This is a genomic window from Flavobacterium luminosum (assembly GCF_023635005.1).
GTDB lineage: Bacteria > Bacteroidota > Bacteroidia > Flavobacteriales > Flavobacteriaceae > Flavobacterium > Flavobacterium luminosum.
In genome coordinates this window covers 1-21641 of record NZ_JAMLJM010000004.1, presented here as the reverse complement: position 1 = coordinate 21641, position 21641 = coordinate 1, and the positions used below count along the sequence as shown (strand labels likewise).

The window sequence follows — 21641 nt, the reverse complement described above, 5'->3', positions numbered from 1 at the left end:
ATTGAAAGAGTTAAAAATTGAAAGAGTTAAAATTCTGATGGTCAGGAATTTTACAGGTCAATTTTTATTCTAATAGTCTACTTCGTCTTCAGAGTAATTTTGAGCCAATGCCGCAGCCAATTGATCGTCATTTGGTGCTTTTCCGTGCCATGCGTGGGTGTACATCATAAAATCTACACCATGTCCCATCTCAGTATGTAATAACACACAAACCGGTTTGCCTTTTCCAGTTTTAGATTTGGCCTCGTTCATGCCGGCAATGATTGCTTCAATGTTGTTTCCTTCTTTAATTTCTACAACTTCCCAATCGAAAGCTTCAAATTTGGCCTTTACGCTTCCCATGGCTAACACTTCATCAGTAGTTCCATCAATTTGTTTTCCGTTTAAGTCGATTGTAGCAATTAAATTGTCAACTTTTTTAGCAGACGCATACATAATGGCTTCCCAATTTTGTCCTTCCTGCAATTCACCATCACCTAAAAGGGCAAATACTAAATGGTTGTCATGGTTTAATTTTTTTGCTTGTGCCGCTCCAATAGCAACCGACAAACCTTGTCCTAAAGAGCCAGATGCCATACGAACTCCAGGCAATCCTTCATGCGTGGTTGGGTGACCTTGTAAACGGGTATTCAGTTTTCGGAAAGTAGCTAATTCTGATACAGGAAAGTATCCGCTTCTAGCTAAAACACTATAAAAAACAGGTGAGATGTGTCCGTTGGATAAGAAGAAAATATCTTCTCCAATGCCATCCATATCAAATCCCGGTTTTCTTTCCATTATATTTTGGTACAAAACCACCAAAAATTCAGTACAGCCCAAAGAACCACCCGGGTGGCCTGAACTTACGGCGTGAACCATACGAAGAATATCTCTTCTTACCTGAATCGTTAAATTGCTTAATTGTTGAGTGTTAGGCTTCATTTTATATCTAAAAGTTATATTGACGCAAAGATAATCAGATAATTGGATTTTCTGTGCAGAAATACATATTGACACCAAAAAGTTTCAACGTAATGGGGGTAAATCCCGTCTACGTCTGAGAGCGTTTCTGTTAAAAACTCCAGCGACCTCGAAGGTAAATTTGGGTGGCTAAATTGTTGTAGTTATTATTTTCTGTTGCAAAAAACGACTGTGCCATAATATCTAAATCAAAATTGTTGGCTACATTCCAAAGATAGGTAGGAATTAAAATCAAGGTGTTTTTTTCAGGTGAATACACAAAAGAAAAATTGAAGGAGATAATCGGAGAGATCGTTTTCATAGCAGTGGCATGAAAAGTATAACGAAACGGAAAAAGGTTTTTAGCCGACAATTGTGTATTATATAAACTTGCCGTTTGTAATGAAAAATCAGTTGAATTGCTGTTATACAAACACGAAACTGAAAGGTACCAATCGTTTTTAAAGGTTTGATCGGCCATTAAGGAAAAACTAAAATTTTCAGCACTTCCCAATGTGTTTGTTCTAGGAATAAAATAACTCATTTCGCCTTTAAATCCAGCTTTTTTAATGTTTCCGGCCCAACCGCCACCGATGACATAGTCTGTAGTGTAAAGTCCGCCCAATAACTGAAAATCGTAGTTCCAACGGTTCAATTTATACAACAGAGCAGCGGTATGTTCATTGTTGTGTTTTCCAGGTTTGTAAGCCATTTCCAACGTTGAATCGTCCTTAAAGTTGCGCTGGATGCGAACCGCATCAACGCCGGGTCGCTCTTCGTAATCGAAGTCTAAAAAATTATAAGCGTTGAAAATATCATTGGGATTCCAAATGTTATTGATACCCCAATTGATGCGTTGCCTTCCCAAAGTAATCGTCCATTGTTCATCGGAGTAATTCACTAAAAAGCGATCGATAACCGAATGCGCTACAAACGATTTTTCATTCACCCATAAATAAGAGAGATTGAAAAGTCCGTTGTATTGGTTGATGCTTTTACCGAAATCAGGAGTTAATCTGATTTGCTCGCCATAAAAAATACGATTTCTGATTTCCAATCGGCTCGTCCATTTGGAGTTAAAAGTATATTTGAAATTGAGGCGATTGTGGATAAGGTTCACAGAGGCATTCGAATCGATTTTTTGAATAAATACCGTGTTTTGCATTCCTTTGACATACCCTTTTACCTCTACTTTTGATGGAATAGAATCGTTTTTCTGTCCAATGAGATGCATCGGAACGAAAAAACAAAGAAGGGTTATGATATAAGGATAACGGTTCACTCTTGATTATTTTTACTTTGGTTTGTGTATGATTACTGTTTCGGCAGTGTCTTCCACAATTTTTCCGTCTTCCATCGTGATGACTCTTCGCGCGCGGTTGATGACTCTTTGATCGTGCGTAGAAAAAATAAAGGTCATGTTTTCTTCCTGATTCAGTTTCAGCATGATGTCCAATAAATTTTCCGCTGATACGGAATCGAGATTGGCGGTAGGTTCATCGGCTAAAATAAATTGCGGTTTCGGTGCCAAAGCTCTGGCTACGGCCACGCGTTGTTGTTGTCCTCCTGAAAGTTCTTGTGGACGTTTATCGATTTTATCTTCTAGTCCAATTTGTTTCAACAATTCTAAAACGCGTTGGTCTGTTTCTTCTTTCGGACGTTTTTGAAGCAACATGATGAATTCGATGTTTTCTTTTGCGGTAAGGACAGGAATCAGATTGTAAGACTGAAATACAAATCCGATGTTGTTTAAGCGGAAATCGATCAGTTCGTTGCCTTTGAGTTCGGTGATGTTGGTGCCGTTGATTTCTACAAAACCTTCCGAAGGTTCGTCTAATCCACCAATCATGTTCAATAACGTTGTTTTTCCAGAACCCGAAGGTCCTTTAATAGCAGTAAATTCCCCACGGGAAATATGCAAATGCACCTTGTTCAAAGCATAAACCGGAATGGTTTTCTCATCGTATATTTTTGATAAATTATGGGCATCGATAACGGTTTCTTTCATCGGAATTATTTTTTAAGGGATTCTGCAGGATTCAGTTGTAAAGCTCTTTTCGCAGGAAATAAGGCGGATATAAAAGCGGTAAGGATAACCAACAATAACACCGTTTGTAATTGATTCCAAGTAAGCGAGGGATAAATCACAGAATCGTATCCAAAGCTAGAATAGGTTTCGGTATACGAACTCAAATCGAGTCCGGTTTTATTGGTAATGGCAACGGTAAGCAACGCTAAAATTATCCCAATAGGACATCCGGCAAGAATAAGGAAAAAAGTTTCCAAAAGAATCATAATAAAGATTTTGAATTTATTCATGCCTAGTGCTAATAACATACCAATTTCTCGGGTTCTTTCGAGTACGGCCATCATCATAGTATTTACGATTCCAAAGGCCAATGCCGCTAGAATAATTCCCATAAAAATAAGCGTCATTTGATCGGCTACGGAAACGGTTAAGCCTAATTCCGGCGTGATTTCCTTCCAACTTTTGATTTCGGTATTCGGGAATTTTTGTTGGAGTTGTGCCAAACTTTCGTCTAATGTGGCATTCGATTTTAGTAAAACAGCAATTTCATTAAAACCATTCGGAATACCGGCTAACGAATCCACCGCGGTATTTTTTACAAACACATTACTTTCATCGTAAGGCGCATTAATGGTTTTATAAATAGCTATAATTCGAAAAGCTTCTGCTGCCAAATTTCCTTCTTTGTCCTGAAAAGTTAGGATGGCTTTTTTATTGATTTCTAACTTTAATTTTTTGCGAATCTTTTCACTGATGATGATTTCATTACTTTTTTCAGCATCGAAATAGCTTCCTTTAATTATTTTACTTTGCAGTTTGGTTAAGCTATTTTCTTTTTCGGCTTGTACACCATTAATCGTAATACCGCTACTTCCGGCTGCTGAAGCAATCATTCCTTTCAGCATTACGCGTCCTGCCGCTATTTTTACCAAACTATCACTTTCAATGGTTTGCAGCATTTTTTGACTATCGGGTAAGTAATATTGGATATCGTAATCGCTCCTAAACTTAGGATGATGCAACTGAAGGTGCGATACTTCTTTACCAATGGCCGTATTGATGCGTTGTTCAATCATTCCGTTGTAGAAAGCCGTTAAGAAGGTACCCGCCCACAAACCAATGCTTACCGCGCTGATGATGATGACGCTTCTTTTTTTGTTTCGCCACAGGTTTCGACCGGCTATTTTGATGAGCATTCTCATTTTTTCATTGCTTTTACAGGGTTCATACCATTTACAAACCAAAGCGGATATAATCCAATAGCAATGGTCATCACTAAAACAATCAACGATTGCGTCATGAAAATCGTAGCGTTAATTTCGGTAGGGAAAATCGCTTCAAAACCAAATTGTTCGTAGCTTTTGGCCAAATCGCCAGCCAATCGCAACGGATTTTCTTGAAGATAGTAAACCATTGGAAAACTCAATGCCATTCCTAATAACACGCCACAAAACGCAATCAAAATGGTTTCGCTCAATAAAATGCGCTTCAATTGTGATTTTTTCATACCAATAGCTAGTAGCATTCCGAATTCAAATTTTCGTTCGACGGTCATCATCATCACGGTTCCAAAAAGCCCAAATCCGATGATGAGGTATAAAATGCCTGAAAAAATGTAAAACGAAAAGCCATCTGCTTTGATATGATTGGCAATATCCGGCATCAATTCCTGCCAAGTCATCACTTCATACTCCTTACCAATGCTCTGGCTGAGCTCTTTTTTCAAAGGTTCTAAAGCATCCGGATTGGTTATTCCTAAAGAGATTGTAGTGTAGCGGTCGTCGGCACTTAAAAAATATTGGCAGGCTTTTAAAGGTAAGTACACAAAACTATCATTCATTTCTGGAGAAGCTAAATGCAAAATTCCCTTAATAGGATATTTTCCTGCAGCCATTACATCTTGATAGCCTTGACCATAAAGCACAAGCGTATCGTTAACCTCAAGTTGCAGTCGTTTGGCCAAACCTTTGGAAAGAAGTACGGCATCTTCATCGTTTTCAAAGTAAGCCCCTTTGATGAGTTTGTTTTTCAGTTGGGTAAGCTTGTTTTCTTTTTCGGTATCGGTACCCACAAGCATACACCCTTTGGTTATGTTTTTGTTGGAAGCCAAGACAAAGGTTTCCAATCGAGGAACTACTTCTGTAACGGCATTGTTTTTTTGAAGTTGGGCAAGTAGTGTGACATCTCCTGAAAAACTGTTATCGAGAATTTGTTCGTCCCAATATCCTTTTTGATGTACTTGAATATAACCAGAATAATAATTCACCACATTTTTAATCAGGTTGTTGAAAACCCCTTCTTGTAACGATTGCATTAAGATGGCAAAAAGCACAGCAAAAGCTATGGAAGCCATGGTAATTAGCGTTCGTCGGCTGTTGCGCCAAAGGTTTCTCCAGATTAATTTGGTAATCATTTTACTTTAATCATGTTTTGTGTACTGAAGAAATGGTCTTCAAGTGGGGTGTCAAAAACTAACGATTTGTATATCATTATGGTTTTATTTCCTTTTTTGTTGGCCGGAACCATTTCCATTCGGGCAGGCAATAAGCGACCTCCCAACATTTTTATATCGCTGCAGTGCATGGTGTTGATGAGTTTTCCGTCTTCATCAAAATATTCGGCATGCAACATCATAAAGTCTTTTTTGTCAATCGATAAGATGATTTTTCCCCAAACTACGGCTGATTTTGGTTTCGGAATCAATTGAATTTTATAGCAACTTCTACCTTCAAGGGTAACATCTTCCAAAAAAGAATGGTTGTAATCTTCTATAATTGAGGCTTCTTTCACCAAATCGTCGTTGGTAAAATCGGTTCCCATCCAACTTTGGCTCATCATCGAAGGCGGCATTTTGATATTTCTTTCGATAGAAGGAATCCAGTTCCACACTTCTTTTTTCTTTTTCAGAAAAACCACGCCCTTTTCTTTTGCAGGGCTTTGAACCAAAATCATGGTTAAATCGTTTCCTTTGGTCCAAGCTTTTACGGTCATTTCTCGAGACCATTTTGGTCGTATCGTTTGAATGGAAATAGAAGCGATGGAGGTTGTTCCACGGGCTTTGTCATCTGCTTTTTTTACTATGTCTTTGGCTTCTTGTGCAAATGTGAAGAAGGTGAAAAAAAGTTGGAAGAGGATTAAGGTCAGTTTTTTTTTCATGTTTTAGGTTTCCGATTTGAAAGGAATCGGTTTGTTTGGTCTGTATTATCAAAGTTAGCGAAATAAAATAAATCTTGTTAATTGTTTTTCTTGAAATTGATTGTCAGTCCATTGTGTTTGGTGATGCGAGTACAAGTCGTTAGGGGAGTATAAGAAACTAATTTTAAGGTATACAACGAAAAAATAACGGTAAAAACTTAAATGTTAAATTAAGCGAGAATTCCTAAATCATAAATTTGAAATGAGTTATCTTTGCCGATTGTAAAATGTTTATATGAAGTTCGATTTATTACTTAAAGATCCACAAACTAAAGCCAGAGCAGGAGTAGTGACAACCGATCACGGTGTTATTGAAACTCCTATTTTTATGCCGGTAGGAACTGTTGCTTCTGTAAAAGGAGTGCACCAGAGAGAATTGAAAAACGATATTAATCCGGATATTATTTTAGGAAATACGTACCATTTATATCTTCGTCCGCAAACTGAAATTCTTGAGAAAGCAGGTGGTTTGCATCAATTTATGAATTGGGATCGCAATATTTTAACCGATTCTGGAGGGTATCAGGTGTATTCTCTTTCTTCGAATAGAAAAATTAAAGAAGAAGGGGTGAAATTCAAATCGCATATCGACGGATCGTATCATTTCTTTTCACCGGAAAGTGTAATGGAAATCCAACGTTCCATTGGAGCGGATATTATTATGGCTTTCGATGAATGTACGCCGTATCCTTGTGATTATCGTTATGCTAAACGTTCAATGCACATGACGCACCGTTGGTTGGATCGTTGTGTGAGTCATTTAGAAAAAGTGCCGGCAAAATATGGTTACGAGCAAACTCTATTTCCTATAGTTCAAGGAAGTACCTATAAAGATTTACGCGCACAATCGGCAGAATACATAGCCAATGTGGGTGCACAAGGAAATGCCATTGGAGGTTTGTCTGTTGGAGAACCCGCAGAAGAAATGTACGCGATGACCGAAGTAGTGACTGCTATTCTTCCGGAAGATAAACCAAGATATTTGATGGGGGTAGGAACGCCAATCAATATTTTAGAAAATATCGCGTTAGGGATTGATATGTTTGATTGTGTAATGCCAACCCGTAACGCGAGAAACGGAATGTTATTCACGGCAAACGGAACCATCAACATCAAAAATAAAAAATGGGCCGATGATTTCTCTCCAATTGATGAAATGGGCCATACTTTCGTAGATACGGAATATACAAAAGCTTATTTGAGACATTTGTTTGCTGCCGATGAATATTTGGGTAAACAAATTGCCACCATTCACAATTTAGGATTTTATATGTGGCTGGTTCGTGAAGCTAGAAAACATATCTTAGCTGGAGATTTCCGCGAATGGAAAGAAAAAATGGTAAAACAAATGGACCAACGTTTATAATGTTAAAGCAGTTATTTTCTAAATTGACCATCATCGATAGATACATTTTAAAAAGGTATCTGATGACTTTTTCAACCATGTTGTTGTTGTTTATTCCTATTGGAATCACCGTCGACGTGTCTGAAAAGATTAATAAGATTTTAGAGAATAAAGTACCTTTTCTTAAGGTTGCAGCGTATTATTTGGATTTCATTATCTATTTTGCCAATCTGCTGTTCCCGATTTTCCTCTTTTTGTCCATTATATGGTTCACATCCAAGTTGGCCAATAATACCGAAATTGTTGCAATTTTAAGTTCGGGAATTTCCTTTGGTCGTTTTTTACGACCTTATATGGTTGGAGCCACCTTAGTATCTTTGTTTGCATTGCTTATGGGCTTCTTTCTTGTTCCTAAAGCCAGTGATGGGTTTAATAATTTCAGGTACATGTATCTGAAAGGTGGAGGGCGACAAGAAATGAGGCAAACCAGCGATGTATACCGTCAGATTAGTGATACTGAATTTATCTACGCAAGTAATTTTAGTCAGGAGATTAAAACGGGATACAATTTTGTTTATGAGAAATTTGACAAAGAAAAATTACTCTATAAAATAACCGCCAATTCTATTGTATATAATCCAAAAACAAAGGATTATACTTTAATGAATTATACCAAACGAAGTATAGGAGAATTAGACGATCGGATAGAAACAGAGAATGTTAAAACGATGAAGTTTAATTTTGAAATGGATGATTTGACTCCGGTTGTTTACATAGCAGAAACGCTTAACATGACCGAACTGAATAAGTTCATCGAAAAAGAAAAGCAACGAGGTTCTTCCAATATCAATAGGTATTTGGTAGTGAAATACAAAAAATACAGTATTCCAATTTCTGCTTTCATTTTGACCATCATAGCCGTTTCGGTTTCTTCAATGAAACGTAGAGGAGGAATGGGAATCAATTTAGCTATAGGTATTGCGATTGCTTTTGCCTATGTTTTCCTGGATAAAATCTTTGGAACCTTAGCGGAAAAATCTACATTTTCGCCCTTCATTGCCGTTTGGATCCCCAACATAGTTTTCGGAATTTTAGCTTATTATTTATTGAAAAATGCCAAAAGATAAAGTCTTAAACAGTTATTTACATCTCCATTTTATTGTTTTTATATGGGGTTTTACGGCAGTTTTGGGAGCCTTAATATCCCTTGAAGCTTTACCGTTGGTTTGGTATCGAATGCTTTTTGCTTCGTTTTTTATTTTGATTTTTATCTTTTTTAGAAAAATACCCACCAAACTTCCGCCTAGAACAATACTGAGTTTACTTTTTGCAGGACTTGTCATTGCCTTGCATTGGTATACTTTTTTTAGGGCCATCAAGGTGTCTAATGTTTCGGTGACACTTGCTTGTTTGTCTACTGGAGCTTTTTTTGCATCAATTTTAGAGCCTATTTTCTTTAAGCGAAAAGTCATAGGATACGAAGTTCTGTTTGGACTTATAGTCATAGCCGGGTTGTATCTGATTTTCGATGTAGAGGCACGTTACGTAGAAGGAATTATTCTAGCCTTAACCTCGGCTTTTTTATCGGCTTCTTTTTCTATAATCAATGGTAAATTCGTTCAGGCGTACGAGCCTACCGTTATTTCATTTTATGAGCTTTTAGGAGGGGTTTTGTTTTTTTCGGTGTTTCTGGCTATCGGAGGAAATTTTAATGCAGAATTTTTCAAACTCTCGTGGAATGACGTGATTTGGTTGTTTGTCTTGAGTTCCTTTTGTACAGCTTATGCTTTTATCGCTTCAGTAGGTGTGATGAAATATTTAAGCCCTTATACGGTGATGTTAACCATTAATTTAGAACCTATTTATGGAATCATATTAGCATTAATTGTTTTTGGAGAAAAAGAACAAATGAACAGCCAATTTTATATAGGAGCCCTAATCATTCTTTCTACCGTAATTTTGAATGGATTTTTTAAAAATAGGAAGAAAGAAAAGGAAATATAAATTATTGAATATTAGAGGGATAATTTCCTTTTGCAATAATATCCAAAAATATACTTTTAAACTCAACAAGAAATTTTATCTTTGTTACTTCAATTTAAGACACAAAAAATAAAAATCTTATGGAATATTTAGATTTTGAATTACCAATAAAAGAACTCGAAGATCAATTAGACAAATGTCAAGTGATTGGTCAGGAGTCCGATGTAGATGTTAGCGCAACTTGTGAGCAGATCGAAAAGAAATTAGAAGAAACTAAAAAAAATATATATGCAAACCTGACGGCTTGGCAAAGAGTACAAATGTCAAGACACCCGAACAGACCTTATACTTTAGAGCATATTGCGAGTTTAACTGATAATACTTTTTTAGAATTATTTGGAGACCGTGGTGTGAGAGATGATAAAGCAATGGTGGGTGGTTTAGGTCGTATTGGCGGTCAATCGTTCATGATTATCGGGCAACAAAAAGGGATTAACACAAAAATGCGTCAATTGCGTAATTTTGGTATGGCAAACCCAGAAGGTTACAGAAAAGCATTGCGTTTGATGAAAATGGCCGAAAAATTCAATATTCCTGTACTAACTCTAGTCGATACTCCGGGAGCTTACCCAGGTTTAGAAGCAGAAGAAAGAGGTCAAGGAGAGGCGATTGCACGTAATATATTGGAAATGATTCGTTTGAAAGTTCCTATTATTACAGTGATTATTGGTGAAGGTGCTTCGGGTGGTGCTTTAGGAATTGGTGTGGGAGATAAAGTATATATGTTAGAAAATACTTGGTATTCTGTAATATCACCTGAATCTTGTTCATCAATTTTATGGAGAAGTTGGGAATACAAAGAGCAAGCCGCTGAAGCGTTGAAATTAACTGCTAAAGATATGAAAGAACATAATCTGATTGACGAGATTGTTCCAGAACCGCTAGGAGGTATTCATAGAGATAAAGAAACGGGTTTCAAAACCGTTAAAGAATATGTTTTGAAAGGATTTAATGAATTAAAAGACTTATCAACAACTGATTTGGTTGCTCAGAGAATGGACAAATACAGTAAGATGGGGCAATTTAATGAGTAAAATTCTTATATTTAAGATAGAAGATCCGAAGCCCTATGGTTTCGGATTTTTTTTATGTTATCAACAAAAAAAATAAGTTTTCAACAAAAGTAATTCACAGATTTAAGATTGTTTTTTCTTCCATTATCGTTGAATTAGACTTACTTTAGCACTATGGAAAATCTCAGAAACATTAACCCTGTAAAAGTAGAAAAAACGACCATCATTAACCTCGAAAAAGGAAAATTACCCCCTCAAGCCGTTGATTTAGAGGAGGCAGTGCTTGGCGCAATGATGATTGATAAAAAAGGGGTCGATGAGGTCATAGATATCTTACAACCTGATGCTTTTTACAAAGATGCCCACAAATATATTTTTGAAGCTATCGTAACATTGTTTAATGATTCTCAACCCATAGATTTATTGACGGTTTCTGCTCAGTTAAAAAAAATGGGCAAGCTAGATTTGGCTGGAGGTGATTTTTATCTGATTCAATTAACACAAAAAATATCTTCTTCGGCTCATATCGAGTTCCATTCCCGAATTATTCTACAAAAATTCATACAGCGAAGTTTGATTAAAATCTCTTCAGAAATTATCGAAGAATCCTATGATGAATCAACCGATGTTTTTGATTTATTAGATAAAGCCGAATCTAAATTATATGAAGTAACGCAAGGAAATATCAAGCGTAGTTCTGAAACGGCTCAAAGTTTAGTGATTCAAGCCAAAAAACGTATTGAGCAAATAGCCGGTAAAGAAGGTTTGAGTGGGGTTGCGACTGGTTTTCATGCATTAGATAAAATTACTTCAGGTTGGCAACCTTCCGATTTAATTATTATTGCAGCTCGTCCCGGTATGGGTAAAACCGCTTTCGTATTGTCTATGGCCCGTAATATGGCGATTCAATTTAACAATGCGGTAGCAATCTTTTCCTTGGAGATGGCATCGGTTCAGTTAATTACGCGTTTAATTTCTTCTGAAACGGGTTTGTCTTCTGAAAAATTGAGAACAGGAAAGTTAGAGAAACACGAATGGGAACAATTGTCTGTCAAAGTTCGCGATTTAGAAAAAGCGCCGTTGTATATAGATGACACCCCTTCGTTGTCCATATTTGATTTACGTGCGAAAGCCCGCCGTTTAAAATCGCAATATGATATAAAAATTATTATTATCGATTACCTTCAATTGATGACAGCCGGAGGAAATTCTAAAGGAGGAGGTAATCGTGAGCAAGAAATTTCAACAATTTCCCGAAATCTAAAGGCATTAGCTAAAGAATTAGATGTTCCGGTGATTGCCTTATCGCAGTTATCTCGTGCTGTTGAAACCCGTGGATCCAGTAAGCGACCATTGCTTTCCGACCTTCGTGAATCGGGAGCTATCGAGCAAGATGCCGATATTGTATCGTTTATTTATCGTCCGGAATATTATAAAATAGACGAGTGGGATGATGATGAACGTTCACCAACTCAAGGTCAAGGGGAATTTATTATTGCAAAACACCGTAATGGTAGTTTGGAAAACGTTCGTTTGAAGTTCTTAGGTCACTTGGGTAAATTTGATAATTTAGATGAATTCGGAACCGTATTCGATGATTTGCCTTCTAAGATGAATCTCGACGATTCTAACCCATTTACCACATCAAATCTTCCATCTCCAAATGAAGCATTTGGAAGTAATATGAATAGTTTCGATGATGATAGTGATGTTCCTTTTTAAAATATAAACCTAACAAAAAAGCTGTTCCTTAAGAGAACAGCTTTTTTGTTAGCATTAGTAGTCATCTTATAGCTTTTTATTTTTAATTGATTCCCGATTTTTCTATATGAAAACCATTTTGAATCAGAAGAATTAGGTTTTATGTTTAGTAAAATTGATTAATCTAATGTTTACTAAGCGACTAATTTAAAAATAAGATGGTTTCGAGGGTACTAATTCTGTTTGATCTTTTATTCTTTTAACATAATTTTTTTTAAAATTATCACTAACTTGAGCAAGGAAAAAAGGACTACGTCACTAAGTAAATAATGGTATAAAAAGTCTTTTTTAAGCATTGGAAATCAAAAAATAAATTTTTAGAATTTGAAAATCAAAGTACTAATATTGCTACTGTTTATTGGAAGTTTTAAGAGCGTAGCTTCCACTATTCTGTTGCCTATGGATGAGTCTTCACAGAAAAATCATCTCAAAGCTTATGGTATTACCTATTGGGCGATAGAAAAACAATATAAAGCCAGTTGGCTATTAAATTACAGAGGTGGCTCTTTTCTTTTACCAGATGCTACTGAGATCCGAAAAGAATGTCAAATCAGAGGGGTTAGTTTTGAAATTTTAACCGATTCAGAAACGAATCAGATTCTTGCCGAAATCGCTTCTCCTTCACAAAATATGGAAGTCGTAGCTTTAGAAAAAGCTCCTAAAATTGCAGTATATACCCCAAAAGGAAAACAACCTTGGGATGATGCCGTAACTTTGGTTTTAACGTACGCCGAAATACCTTATAAAGAAGTTTATGATGAAGAAGTAATCAATGACCAATTGCTTTTATATGACTGGTTACATTTGCATCATGAAGATTTTACGGGGCAATATGGAAAATTTTATGCCAATTACAAGAATATGCCTTGGTATATTGAACAGAAAAAAGATTCAGAACAATTGGCTCAACGATTAGGTTTTGCAAAAGTATCCGAAGAGAAATTGGCGGTAGCCAAAAAAATAAGAGATTTTGTAATTGGCGGCGGATTTATGTTTGCTATGTGTTCCGCTACTGATAGTTTTGATATCGCGTTGTCTGCGGAAGGAGTCGATATTTGTGAAACTATGTTCGATGGGGATCCAAGTGAGCCTAATTATCAAAATAAAATAGATTTTAATAGAACCTTCGCTTTCAAGGATTTTATCTTAGAAAGAAGACCAGAACGATATGAATTTTCAAATATAGATATGACCGAAAAAAGGAATATTCCGTTTGAAAAAGATTATTTCACTTTAATGGAATTTTCCGCAAAATGGGATGTTATTCCATCAATGTTGTGTCAAAATCATACACAATTGATCAAAGGATTTATGGGGCAGACTACCGCTTTCGATAGAAGCCTAATCAAGTCCAATGTTTTGGTTATGGGAGAATGTCAAATCAATGAGGAAGCGCGTTATATTCATTCGCAGAAAGGAAAGGGATTTTTTACTTTTTACGGTGGTCACGATCCTGAAGATTTTCAACACAGAGTAGGAGATGAGCCAACTACGTTAGAGTTGCATCCTAATTCGCCAGGGTATCGCCTAATATTAAACAACATTTTATTTCCAGCTGCAAAGAAAAAACATCAAAAAACGTAATTTTCTATCTACCTAATACAATAAAATTGAACTTCAGAGGTTTTATTTGTAAAGTAATTTCTGAAATAATATGAATAAAGATTCTGAATTTAAGATCACTTATAAAGATGTGTTATTTGTGCTAACAGTATGTTTCTTAATAGGTATTATATTGTTTGCGTAATATTATTGCGAGTGAGATAAAGTTCCAAACTTATTTTAAAGTTTGGAACTTTTTTATTTTTAATATTTTTGACAAATTTAAACTATGGAATTTTTAAAAATACTCGAAGATATTTATAACGAAGCATTGCAACAACCTAAAACAGGTCAGGTTGCTACTTCTATGCCTGAATTAGCTCTTATTAATCCTGATAAATTTGGACTACATTTGGTGACGCTTAATGGTGAAAATTATGCTGTAGGAAATGCTGATGAAAAATTTTCTATTCAATCGATTTCTAAAGCTTTGACAGTCGCATTAGCCTTTTCGAAATTAGGTGAAGCAATATGGGAAAGAGTAGGGGTAGAACCCTCAGGGAATCCATTCAATTCCTTGGTACAATTAGAGTACGAAAAAGGGATTCCCAGAAATCCTTTTATTAATGCAGGAGCTTTGGTAATTGCCGATATTTTAGTTTCGGAGTTAAAAAATCCAAAGCAAGATTTTCTGACATTCATTAGGGAAATTTCTAGTCATGAAACCATTGATTTTAATCTTGAAGTAGCAAAATCAGAAAGACAAACGGGTTTTAGAAATATAGCCTTAGCTAATTTTTTAAAGTCTTTTGGCAATATAAAAAATGACGTGGATGAAGTACTCGATTTTTATTTTCATCAATGTTCTCTCGAAATGACATGTAAAGAATTGGCTCATTCCTTTTATTTTTTTGCCAATGAAGGTAAAACAAAATCAGGAAAACAAGTCCTTAACAAAAGTCAGGTTAAAAGACTTAATGCAATCATGCAAACTTGCGGATTTTATGATGAGTCTGGTGAGTTTACTTATAAGGTTGGATTACCCGGAAAAAGTGGTATTGGTGGAGGAATCGTAGCATTATATCCCAAGAATTTTGTCATTGCTTCTTGGTCACCTCGATTGAATGAGAAAGGAAATTCAGAATTGGGAATGTTTGCTTTAGAACGTTTTACCACTATAACTGAAATGTCTATTTTTTAGATAAAAGAAAAGAGCCACTTTTACATGGCTCTTTTTGTCTATTTATTGTTTTCAATTACGTAATCCAATATTTTCTGAATTAAATGTACTCGGTCTTTTCCTTGTACATTATGTTTGTGCATTGGATAAGGAAAATAATCTACTTGCTTTTGAGATTCTATAAACTTTTTAACTAATGAAAGATTATGTTGTTCAAGAACGACATCATCGCTTGTACCATGTATTAATAACAATTTACCTTTAAGATCTTGTGCGAAATTTAACAAAGAGGCTTCCTCGTATCCTTTAGGGTTTTCTTGAGGAGTATCCATGTAGCGCTCTCCGTACATAACTTCGTACCATTTCCAGTCTGTTACAGGACCTCCGGCAACACCTACTTTGAAAGTATCAGGTTTGTGTAGCATTAAAGAAGTAGTCATAAATCCTCCAAAACTCCAACCGTGTACAGCTAATCGATTAGAATCTACATAAGGAAGTGTTTTTAAATATTCGATACCCAACATTTGATCTTCAATTTCATGTACTCCTAGGCGACCATGAATGGCACTTTCAAACGCAAAACCACGATTGTCGGAACCTCTGTTATCCAAGGTAAATACCAAATAGCCTTGTTCAGCCATATAATACATCCACAAGTTGGCACCATCCAAATAAGAATTGGTGATTAACTGCGCATGAGGACCACCATAAACATATACTAAAACAGGATATTTTTTGTTCGGATCAAAATTACTCGGTTTGATTAAACGGGTATATAAATCGGTTTGACCATCAATCGATTTAATGGTTGTGATATCCGCGGTACCCATTAAATAATCTTTGTACTTGTTTTCACTTTCCAAAAGTAATTTGCTTTTTAATTTTTTATCGTACAATAACGATCTTGAAGGAGTAGTATGATTCGAATATTCATCGAAAAACCAAGCACCATCTGAACTTACACTCACCGAATGCACTCCTTGGTCTTTAGTGATAAGGGTTTGCTTTCCTTTTAAATCGACTTTATACGCCAGCATATTGATAGGATTTTCACCCGTAGCCATAAAATAAATTTCAGTTCCAGCAGGGTTGGTTCCTAAAATTGTTCTAACTGGAAATTTGTTGTTCGTTAGTTTCTTTATTAATCTTCCTTCTAAATTATAGAAGTATAAATTGTTGAAACCATCTTTTTCTGAAATCCAGATAAAATTATTGGTTTTGGTAGATGGAAAGAAAGCAGGGTGTTCAGGTTCTACCCATTTCGAGTTTTTCTCATTTAGAATAGTATGTACAAAGGCACCCGATTGCGCATCGTAAAGATTCAAATTCATGTTGTTTTGACCACGATTCAATTCAGCGATAAGGATGTATTTTTCATCTGGTGTCCAAGCCAAATTGGTCAAATAATCGTCAGGATTTCCTTTTGGACTTATATAGATGGTTTTTCCTGTAGCAATATTAAAAATACCCACTTTCGGCTTTTCTGACTTTTGTCCAGCCATCGGATACTTTATAGTGGTTAATTTTCCTGGAGTTTGCGTGATATCAAGTAAAGGATAATCCGATACCTCGGTTTCATCTTTTTGATAAAAAGCCAAATAATTAGATTTTGGCGACCAAAAAATACCTCCACTAATTCCAAATTCATTTCGAGCGATTGATTGTCCTGAAACTATAGCGGGATTTGATTCGTTGGTTACGGTTATTTTTTCTTGATTTTTGTTCAGGAAATATAGATTATTTTTTTCTGTAAAAGCAACCAATTGATTCGCTCGATCAAAAGAAATGTTTTCGGCTCCTGCAGGAATTTCTTGAATCTTTTTACCGGTTTTAGAAGTTATAGAATAGGTGTAGTAGGCAGTTCCTTCGTTTAAAAAAAGAGTATCACTATCTATCCATGAAATACCAAAAAAATTTTTAAGCTTTGTCCCCAATGCCTGATTGATATCGTTTAGCGTTACGTATTCACTAGTGATAGTATCAGTGGCTTTTGCAGTAAGCATTTTACTCCAAGCATCTGTATAATATACATATTGATTGGTGTTCGGTATCCATTGGAATCCTGTGAGTTTATCGGCTCTAAATCGTCTGTTTTGTTGCAAAACAGCTTCTTCCAATGTTAGTTTTCGGGTCTGTGCGAAAACTCCAAGTCCTAAAGAAAGGCACAGCAAGAGGATTATTTTTTTATTCATAGATATGGTGTTTTTTGATTTTGAACAAATGTATTAAAAAGGAAATTGTTAACTAGTTTTTTTACAAAACCTTAAGAACAAAAAATCCCATTCAATAGAATGGGATTTAAAAGTAAGTAAGTCAAATATATTGTTAAACGTTTATTATTTTACTTTATTAAGAATTGCTTTGAAAGCTTCTGGGTGGTTCATTGCTAAATCAGCTAAAACTTTACGGTTTAACTCAATATTATTAGCTTTTAATTTACCCATGAATTGAGAGTAAGACATTCCTTCTAATCTTGCACCAGCGTTAATACGCATAATCCATAAAGCACGGAAGTTTCTCTTTTTTTGCTTTCTGTCACGGTAAGCATAAAGCATTGCTTTTTCTACCGCATTCTTAGCAACTGTCCAAACGTTTTTTCTACGACCAAAGAAACCTTTGGCTTGCTTCATTATCTTTTTTCTTCTTGCTCTTTTAGCAACTGAATTTACTGATCTTGGCATAATTTTACTTTTTTTTGAAGTAAGGCGTTCTGAATTATTTCAGACTCTTATAAAAGCCCACCCCAGGGTTATTAATTGATTTAACCAAAGAATTTTTTAAAAATATCTAATTAGATAATTCTTAATTGTTCTTTAACACTTTTCACGTCAGATTGGTGAACCAATGCAGAGTGAGTTAACGCTAATTTACGTTTCTTAGACTTTTTAGTCAAAATGTGACTTTTAAAAGCGTGTTTTCTTTTAATTTTTCCAGAGCCAGTAACTTTAAAACGTTTCTTAGCACTAGATTTAGTTTTCATTTTAGGCATAATTTCCCAAATTTATTTAATTCAACTTACTTACTTTATTGTCGTGAGTTTGCTTAACAATCTCAACTATTTCTTTTTCTTAGGAGAAATGAACATGATCATTCTTTTTCCTTCAAGAACCGGCATCGCTTCTACTTTTCCAACTTCTTCTAGATCTTGTGCCAATCGTAATAATAGAATTTGTCCTTGTTCTTTATAAATGATTGAACGTCCTTTGAAGAATACAAAAGCTTTTAATTTTGACCCTTCTTTTAAGAATTTCTCAGCATTCTTTCTTTTAAACTCGTAATCGTGTTCATCAGTCTGTGGACCAAAACGAATCTCCTTAATTACAATTTGAGTAGATTTTGCCTTAAGTTCTTTATCACGCTTTTTCTGCATGTATAAGAACTTTTTATAGTCCATAATTTTACAAACGGGTGGTTCTGCGTTTGGAGAAATCTCAACTAAATCTAATTCTAGTTCATCTGCCAAACGTAAAGCTTCCGATGTTTTAACGACTCCGGGTTCTACATTATCCCCTACAAGACGTACCTCTGGAACACGAATGTACTGATTGATTCTGTGTTCATCTTTTTTTTCTACTCGAGGTTGAAAACCTCTGTTGTTTCTGATTGCGATAACTTTAAAAATTTTAGTTAAACTTCAAATGATTTTAATGATTTGCCAATTTCTTCATTTACAAGAGCAGCAAACTCATCTATTGTAATTGTAATATTTCCTTTTCCTTCCTGACCGTGCTTTCTCACGGAAATAGTACCATTCTTTTCTTCTTCTTCACCAACAATCAACATAAACGGTATTTTCTTTGTTTCCGCTTCACGGATTTTCTTACCGATTGTTTCGTTACGGTTATCAATTAGGGCGCGAATTTCGTGATTTTCTAGCAAATCTGAAACTTTTTTCGCATAATTTTCATATTTCTCACTCAAAGACAGGATTATAGCTTGCTCTGGCATCAACCAAAGTGGGAAATTTCCACCAGTATGTTCCAATAATATGGCTATAAAACGTTCCATAGAACCAAAAGGTGCGCGATGGATCATTACTGGTCTATGCAATTCATTGTCAGCGCCTTTGTATGTCAGATCAAAGCGTTCAGGTAAGTTATAATCTACCTGTATAGTTCCCAACTGCCAACTTCTTCCCAAAGCGTCTTTCACCATGAAGTCAAGTTTTGGCCCGTAGAACGCAGCTTCACCAGATTCTATAACATAGTTCAACCCTTTGTCTTTCGCAGCATTTATAATTGCTTGTTCTGCTTTTTCCCAATTCTCAACAGATCCGATATATTTTTCAGGATTGTCTAAATCTCTAACAGATACTTGAGCGGTAAAGTTTTCAAATCCTAAAGAACCAAAAACGTAAAGTACTAAGTCAATTACATTTTTAAATTCGGCATCCAATTGGTCCGGTGTACAGAAAATATGGGCATCATCTTGAGTAAAACCACGTACACGTGTCAAACCGTGTAATTCTCCTGATTGTTCGTAACGATATACAGTACCAAATTCGGCATAACGTTTAGGTAAATCTTTATATGACCATGGTCTAGCATTAAAAATTTCGCAATGATGCGGACAGTTCATTGGTTTTAACAAGAACTCTTCACCTTCCGCAGGAGTATGGATAGGTTGAAAGCTGTCAGCACCGTATTTAGCATAGTGACCAGAAGTTACATATAACTCTTTTTGTCCAATATGTGGAGTAACTACTTGTTCATAACCTGCTTTCTTTTGAGCTTTTTTTAGGAATTGTTCCAAACGGTCTCTTAAAGCAGCGCCTTTAGGTAACCACAATGGTAAACCTTGTCCTACTCTTTGTGAAAAATGGAATAACTCTAACTCTTTTCCAAGTTTTCTGTGGTCACGACGTTTAGCCTCTTCCAATAATTCAAGGTAATCGGTTAAGTCTTTCTGTTTAGGGAAAGAAATACCATAAACGCGTGTCAATTGTTTGTTTTTTTCATTACCTCTCCAGTAAGCCCCAGCTACAGATAAAATCTTTACAGCTTTAATGATTCCTGTGTTCGGAATATGGCCACCACGACATAGATCGGTAAATGTCGAATGGTCGCAGAACGTAATGGTTCCATCCTCCAAATTTTCAATCAATTCTGTTTTGAACTCATTGTCTTTATATAGTGCTAAAGCTTCTGCTTTGGTTACACTTCGCATTTTAAAGTCATGCTTCTCACGAGCAATTTCTAAAACACGATCTTCAATTTTCTTAAAATCAGCATCGGTGATTTTGTGATCACCAAAATCCACGTCATAATAAAATCCTTTTTCAATAGCAGGGCCTATTGTTAGCTTAATTCCAGGATATAGCTCTTCTAGGGCTTGCGCCATAACGTGCGAAGTAGAATGCCAAAAAGCTTTTTTGCCATCTTGGTCGTTCCATGTATACAATGTAAGCGTACCGTCGGTTGTTAATTCCGTCACCGTTTCAACAGTTGTACCATTAAACGAAGCCGAAATCACATTTCTTGCTAAACCTTCACTAATAGATTTAGCCACATCCATAGGAGTTACGCCACTTGCGTACTCTCTAACCGAACCATCTGGTAAAGTAATCTTAATCATTATACATTATATTAGACCGCAAATATAGAGGATTCGAAAAACACATACAATATATATAGGTATATTCTTTTGGGTATTCCTTAATAGTATATAGTGTAGAGGGTTGTTAATTTATTGGTTATGGTTATGTTTTAGTGTTCTAGCGTGTCCCTTCGTACCTCCGGGTCGGGCTTTTCGCTGTATCTTTTATTTCGCGGGCTCCATAAAAGGATGCCGCTTCAATCCCTCACGCGGGGTGAAGGGTGCTATAGATAGGAACGTTTTCAAAGTATACTATATATAATAAGTATAACACTAGCTAAGAATAACACCTGAGTAATACCTATTGAATAGTATTTCAAAAAAACTTTACTATGTAAGTAATTGATTAGTAGTGTAGAAAGAAATAAGGTTAAAAAAATAGTAAAAAAAGGTTAGGAAATGTAAAAAGAAGTGGTACTTTTGCACCCGCAATCAAGCACAAGTTCATAGTAATAATGTAAAAGAATCGGAGATAAGGTTTTAAAAAAAACTTTAAAAAAGATTTGGATTGTAAAGGAAAAAGGTTTTACCTTTGCCACCCGCAAACGAGCTAAAAAGCGAGTTTGCAAAACACTTAAAACGATAAGATTTGAGTGAAGCGAAAAAGGAGTTCTTAATTAAATATTGAAAAGAAAACGGACTGAAAATTTTCTCAAAAAAAAGTTTCAAAAAGTTTTGCAAGTTTAAAAAAGTTTTCTACTTTTGCACCCGCTAACCGAGAGAGGCTAGCGATAAAAAATAAGAAGAATACGTTCATAGACATATTGAATTGACAGCCGTTTCAAATAGTGATATTTGAAACAAATAAAAATGAGAGTAAGAAGAATCGAGAGATTCGAAAAACCTAGCGTCTTTGTCTAAAAATATTTAAAATTATACGATGAAGAGTTTGATCCTGGCTCAGGATGAACGCTAGCGGCAGGCTTAACACATGCAAGTCGAGGGGTAGAGTTAGCTTGCTAACTTGAGACCGGCGCACGGGTGCGTAACGCGTATGCA

18 protein-coding genes and 1 rRNA gene are annotated in these 21641 nt (G+C 35.7%); 8 read left to right on the top strand and 11 right to left on the bottom strand.

What is annotated here, in order from left to right; genetic code table 11:
* Window positions 1-69: 69 nt before the first annotated feature.
* The 6 genes from NAT50_RS06540 to NAT50_RS06515 all read right to left on the bottom strand — a co-directional run bounded on the left by NAT50_RS06540 (window position 70) and on the right by NAT50_RS06515 (window position 6124).
* The gene (locus tag NAT50_RS06540) at window positions 70-921 is read right to left on the bottom strand and encodes a transketolase (protein WP_250592425.1); all 852 of its coding nucleotides are present in this window, start codon (window positions 919-921) and stop codon (window positions 70-72) included.
* Between the two features lie 130 nt (window positions 922-1051).
* Complete coding sequence (locus NAT50_RS06535) at window positions 1052-2221, bottom strand: hypothetical protein (protein ID WP_250592424.1); 1170 nt, start codon at window positions 2219-2221, stop codon at window positions 1052-1054.
* Window positions 2222-2233: 12 nt separating this feature from the next.
* A complete protein-coding gene (locus NAT50_RS06530; protein WP_250592423.1) occupies window positions 2234-2947 on the bottom strand; it encodes an ABC transporter ATP-binding protein in 714 nt (237 codons plus the stop codon).
* A gap of 5 nt (window positions 2948-2952) precedes the next feature.
* Window positions 2953-4170 carry an ABC transporter permease gene (locus NAT50_RS06525; protein ID WP_250592422.1) on the bottom strand — a complete coding sequence of 406 codons (1218 nt, stop codon included), beginning with the start codon at window positions 4168-4170 and terminating at the stop codon, window positions 2953-2955.
* The gene (locus NAT50_RS06520) at window positions 4167-5381 is read right to left on the bottom strand and encodes an ABC transporter permease (protein WP_250592421.1); all 1215 of its coding nucleotides are present in this window, start codon (window positions 5379-5381) and stop codon (window positions 4167-4169) included. Before NAT50_RS06520 ends, NAT50_RS06525 begins: the two co-directional genes overlap by 4 nt.
* Complete coding sequence (locus NAT50_RS06515) at window positions 5378-6124, bottom strand: outer membrane lipoprotein-sorting protein (RefSeq protein ID WP_250592420.1); 747 nt, start codon at window positions 6122-6124, stop codon at window positions 5378-5380. Before NAT50_RS06515 ends, NAT50_RS06520 begins: the two co-directional genes overlap by 4 nt.
* A gap of 274 nt (window positions 6125-6398) precedes the next feature.
* Here NAT50_RS06515 and tgt point away from each other — a divergent pair, with 274 nt between their 5' ends.
* The 7 genes from tgt (at window position 6399) to NAT50_RS06480 (ending at window position 15068) form a co-directional block, all read left to right on the top strand.
* A complete protein-coding gene (gene tgt, locus NAT50_RS06510; protein ID WP_250592418.1) occupies window positions 6399-7529 on the top strand; it encodes a tRNA guanosine(34) transglycosylase Tgt in 1131 nt (376 codons plus the stop codon).
* Entirely contained in the window at window positions 7529-8635 is a 1107-nt protein-coding gene (locus NAT50_RS06505) for an LptF/LptG family permease (protein WP_250592622.1), read from the top strand. Before tgt ends, NAT50_RS06505 begins: the two co-directional genes overlap by 1 nt.
* Window positions 8622-9512 carry a DMT family transporter gene (locus NAT50_RS06500; protein ID WP_250592416.1) on the top strand — a complete coding sequence of 297 codons (891 nt, stop codon included), beginning with the start codon at window positions 8622-8624 and terminating at the stop codon, window positions 9510-9512. Before NAT50_RS06505 ends, NAT50_RS06500 begins: the two co-directional genes overlap by 14 nt.
* 119 nt (window positions 9513-9631) lie before the next feature.
* Complete coding sequence (locus NAT50_RS06495) at window positions 9632-10585, top strand: acetyl-CoA carboxylase carboxyltransferase subunit alpha (protein WP_250592415.1); 954 nt, start codon at window positions 9632-9634, stop codon at window positions 10583-10585.
* Between the two features lie 153 nt (window positions 10586-10738).
* Window positions 10739-12286: a replicative DNA helicase gene (gene dnaB, locus NAT50_RS06490; protein ID WP_250592414.1), complete on the top strand. Its 1548-nt coding sequence runs from the start codon at window positions 10739-10741 to the stop codon at window positions 12284-12286.
* 438 nt (window positions 12287-12724) lie between these two features.
* Complete coding sequence (locus NAT50_RS06485; RefSeq protein ID WP_408610661.1) at window positions 12725-13909, top strand: asparagine synthetase B; 1185 nt, start codon at window positions 12725-12727, stop codon at window positions 13907-13909.
* A 247-nt stretch (window positions 13910-14156) separates the two neighbouring features.
* Window positions 14157-15068, top strand: coding sequence for a glutaminase (locus NAT50_RS06480; protein ID WP_250592412.1), 912 nt, complete (start codon window positions 14157-14159; stop codon window positions 15066-15068).
* A gap of 38 nt (window positions 15069-15106) precedes the next feature.
* Here the strand turns inward: NAT50_RS06480 and NAT50_RS06475 are convergent, their stop codons facing one another.
* The 5 genes from NAT50_RS06475 to thrS all read right to left on the bottom strand — a co-directional run bounded on the left by NAT50_RS06475 (window position 15107) and on the right by thrS (window position 20621).
* Window positions 15107-17239 carry a S9 family peptidase gene (locus tag NAT50_RS06475; RefSeq protein ID WP_250592411.1) on the bottom strand — a complete coding sequence of 711 codons (2133 nt, stop codon included), beginning with the start codon at window positions 17237-17239 and terminating at the stop codon, window positions 15107-15109.
* A gap of 144 nt (window positions 17240-17383) precedes the next feature.
* Window positions 17384-17728, bottom strand: a complete 345-nt coding sequence (rplT, locus tag NAT50_RS06470) for a 50S ribosomal protein L20 (RefSeq protein ID WP_250592410.1) — start codon at window positions 17726-17728, stop codon at window positions 17384-17386.
* 110 nt (window positions 17729-17838) lie between these two features.
* Window positions 17839-18036, bottom strand: a complete 198-nt coding sequence (gene rpmI / locus NAT50_RS06465) for a 50S ribosomal protein L35 (RefSeq protein ID WP_014164268.1) — start codon at window positions 18034-18036, stop codon at window positions 17839-17841.
* Between the two features lie 66 nt (window positions 18037-18102).
* On the bottom strand, window positions 18103-18657 hold the full coding sequence (gene infC / locus NAT50_RS06460; protein WP_408610660.1) for a translation initiation factor IF-3: 555 nt from the start codon (window positions 18655-18657) through the stop codon (window positions 18103-18105).
* A 17-nt stretch (window positions 18658-18674) separates the two neighbouring features.
* Entirely contained in the window at window positions 18675-20621 is a 1947-nt protein-coding gene (thrS, locus tag NAT50_RS06455) for a threonine--tRNA ligase (protein WP_250592409.1), read from the bottom strand.
* Between the two features lie 898 nt (window positions 20622-21519).
* Here thrS and NAT50_RS06450 point away from each other — a divergent pair.
* Window positions 21520-21641, top strand: a 16S ribosomal RNA gene (locus NAT50_RS06450); the annotation flags it as partial.

What these genes read in the sequence shown, in the direction of transcription:
- NAT50_RS06540 (WP_250592425.1), bottom strand. Translation starts at nt 921, where the DNA reads ATGAAGCCTAACACTCAACAATTAAGCAATTTAACGATTCAGGTAAGA.
- NAT50_RS06530 (WP_250592423.1), bottom strand. Translation starts at nt 2,947, where the DNA reads ATGAAAGAAACCGTTATCGATGCCCATAATTTATCAAAAATATACGAT.
- NAT50_RS06525 (WP_250592422.1), bottom strand. Translation starts at nt 4,170, where the DNA reads ATGAGAATGCTCATCAAAATAGCCGGTCGAAACCTGTGGCGAAACAAA.
- NAT50_RS06520 (WP_250592421.1), bottom strand. Translation starts at nt 5,381, where the DNA reads ATGATTACCAAATTAATCTGGAGAAACCTTTGGCGCAACAGCCGACGA.
- NAT50_RS06515 (WP_250592420.1), bottom strand. Translation starts at nt 6,124, where the DNA reads ATGAAAAAAAAACTGACCTTAATCCTCTTCCAACTTTTTTTCACCTTC.
- tgt (WP_250592418.1), top strand. Translation starts at nt 6,399, where the DNA reads ATGAAGTTCGATTTATTACTTAAAGATCCACAAACTAAAGCCAGAGCA.
- NAT50_RS06505 (WP_250592622.1), top strand. Translation starts at nt 7,529, where the DNA reads ATGTTAAAGCAGTTATTTTCTAAATTGACCATCATCGATAGATACATT.
- NAT50_RS06500 (WP_250592416.1), top strand. Translation starts at nt 8,622, where the DNA reads ATGCCAAAAGATAAAGTCTTAAACAGTTATTTACATCTCCATTTTATT.
- NAT50_RS06495 (WP_250592415.1), top strand. Translation starts at nt 9,632, where the DNA reads ATGGAATATTTAGATTTTGAATTACCAATAAAAGAACTCGAAGATCAA.
- dnaB (WP_250592414.1), top strand. Translation starts at nt 10,739, where the DNA reads ATGGAAAATCTCAGAAACATTAACCCTGTAAAAGTAGAAAAAACGACC.
- NAT50_RS06485 (WP_408610661.1), top strand. Translation starts at nt 12,725, where the DNA reads ATGGATGAGTCTTCACAGAAAAATCATCTCAAAGCTTATGGTATTACC.
- NAT50_RS06480 (WP_250592412.1), top strand. Translation starts at nt 14,157, where the DNA reads ATGGAATTTTTAAAAATACTCGAAGATATTTATAACGAAGCATTGCAA.
- NAT50_RS06475 (WP_250592411.1), bottom strand. Translation starts at nt 17,239, where the DNA reads ATGAATAAAAAAATAATCCTCTTGCTGTGCCTTTCTTTAGGACTTGGA.
- rplT (WP_250592410.1), bottom strand. Translation starts at nt 17,728, where the DNA reads ATGCCAAGATCAGTAAATTCAGTTGCTAAAAGAGCAAGAAGAAAAAAG.
- rpmI (WP_014164268.1), bottom strand. Translation starts at nt 18,036, where the DNA reads ATGCCTAAAATGAAAACTAAATCTAGTGCTAAGAAACGTTTTAAAGTT.
- thrS (WP_250592409.1), bottom strand. Translation starts at nt 20,621, where the DNA reads ATGATTAAGATTACTTTACCAGATGGTTCGGTTAGAGAGTACGCAAGT.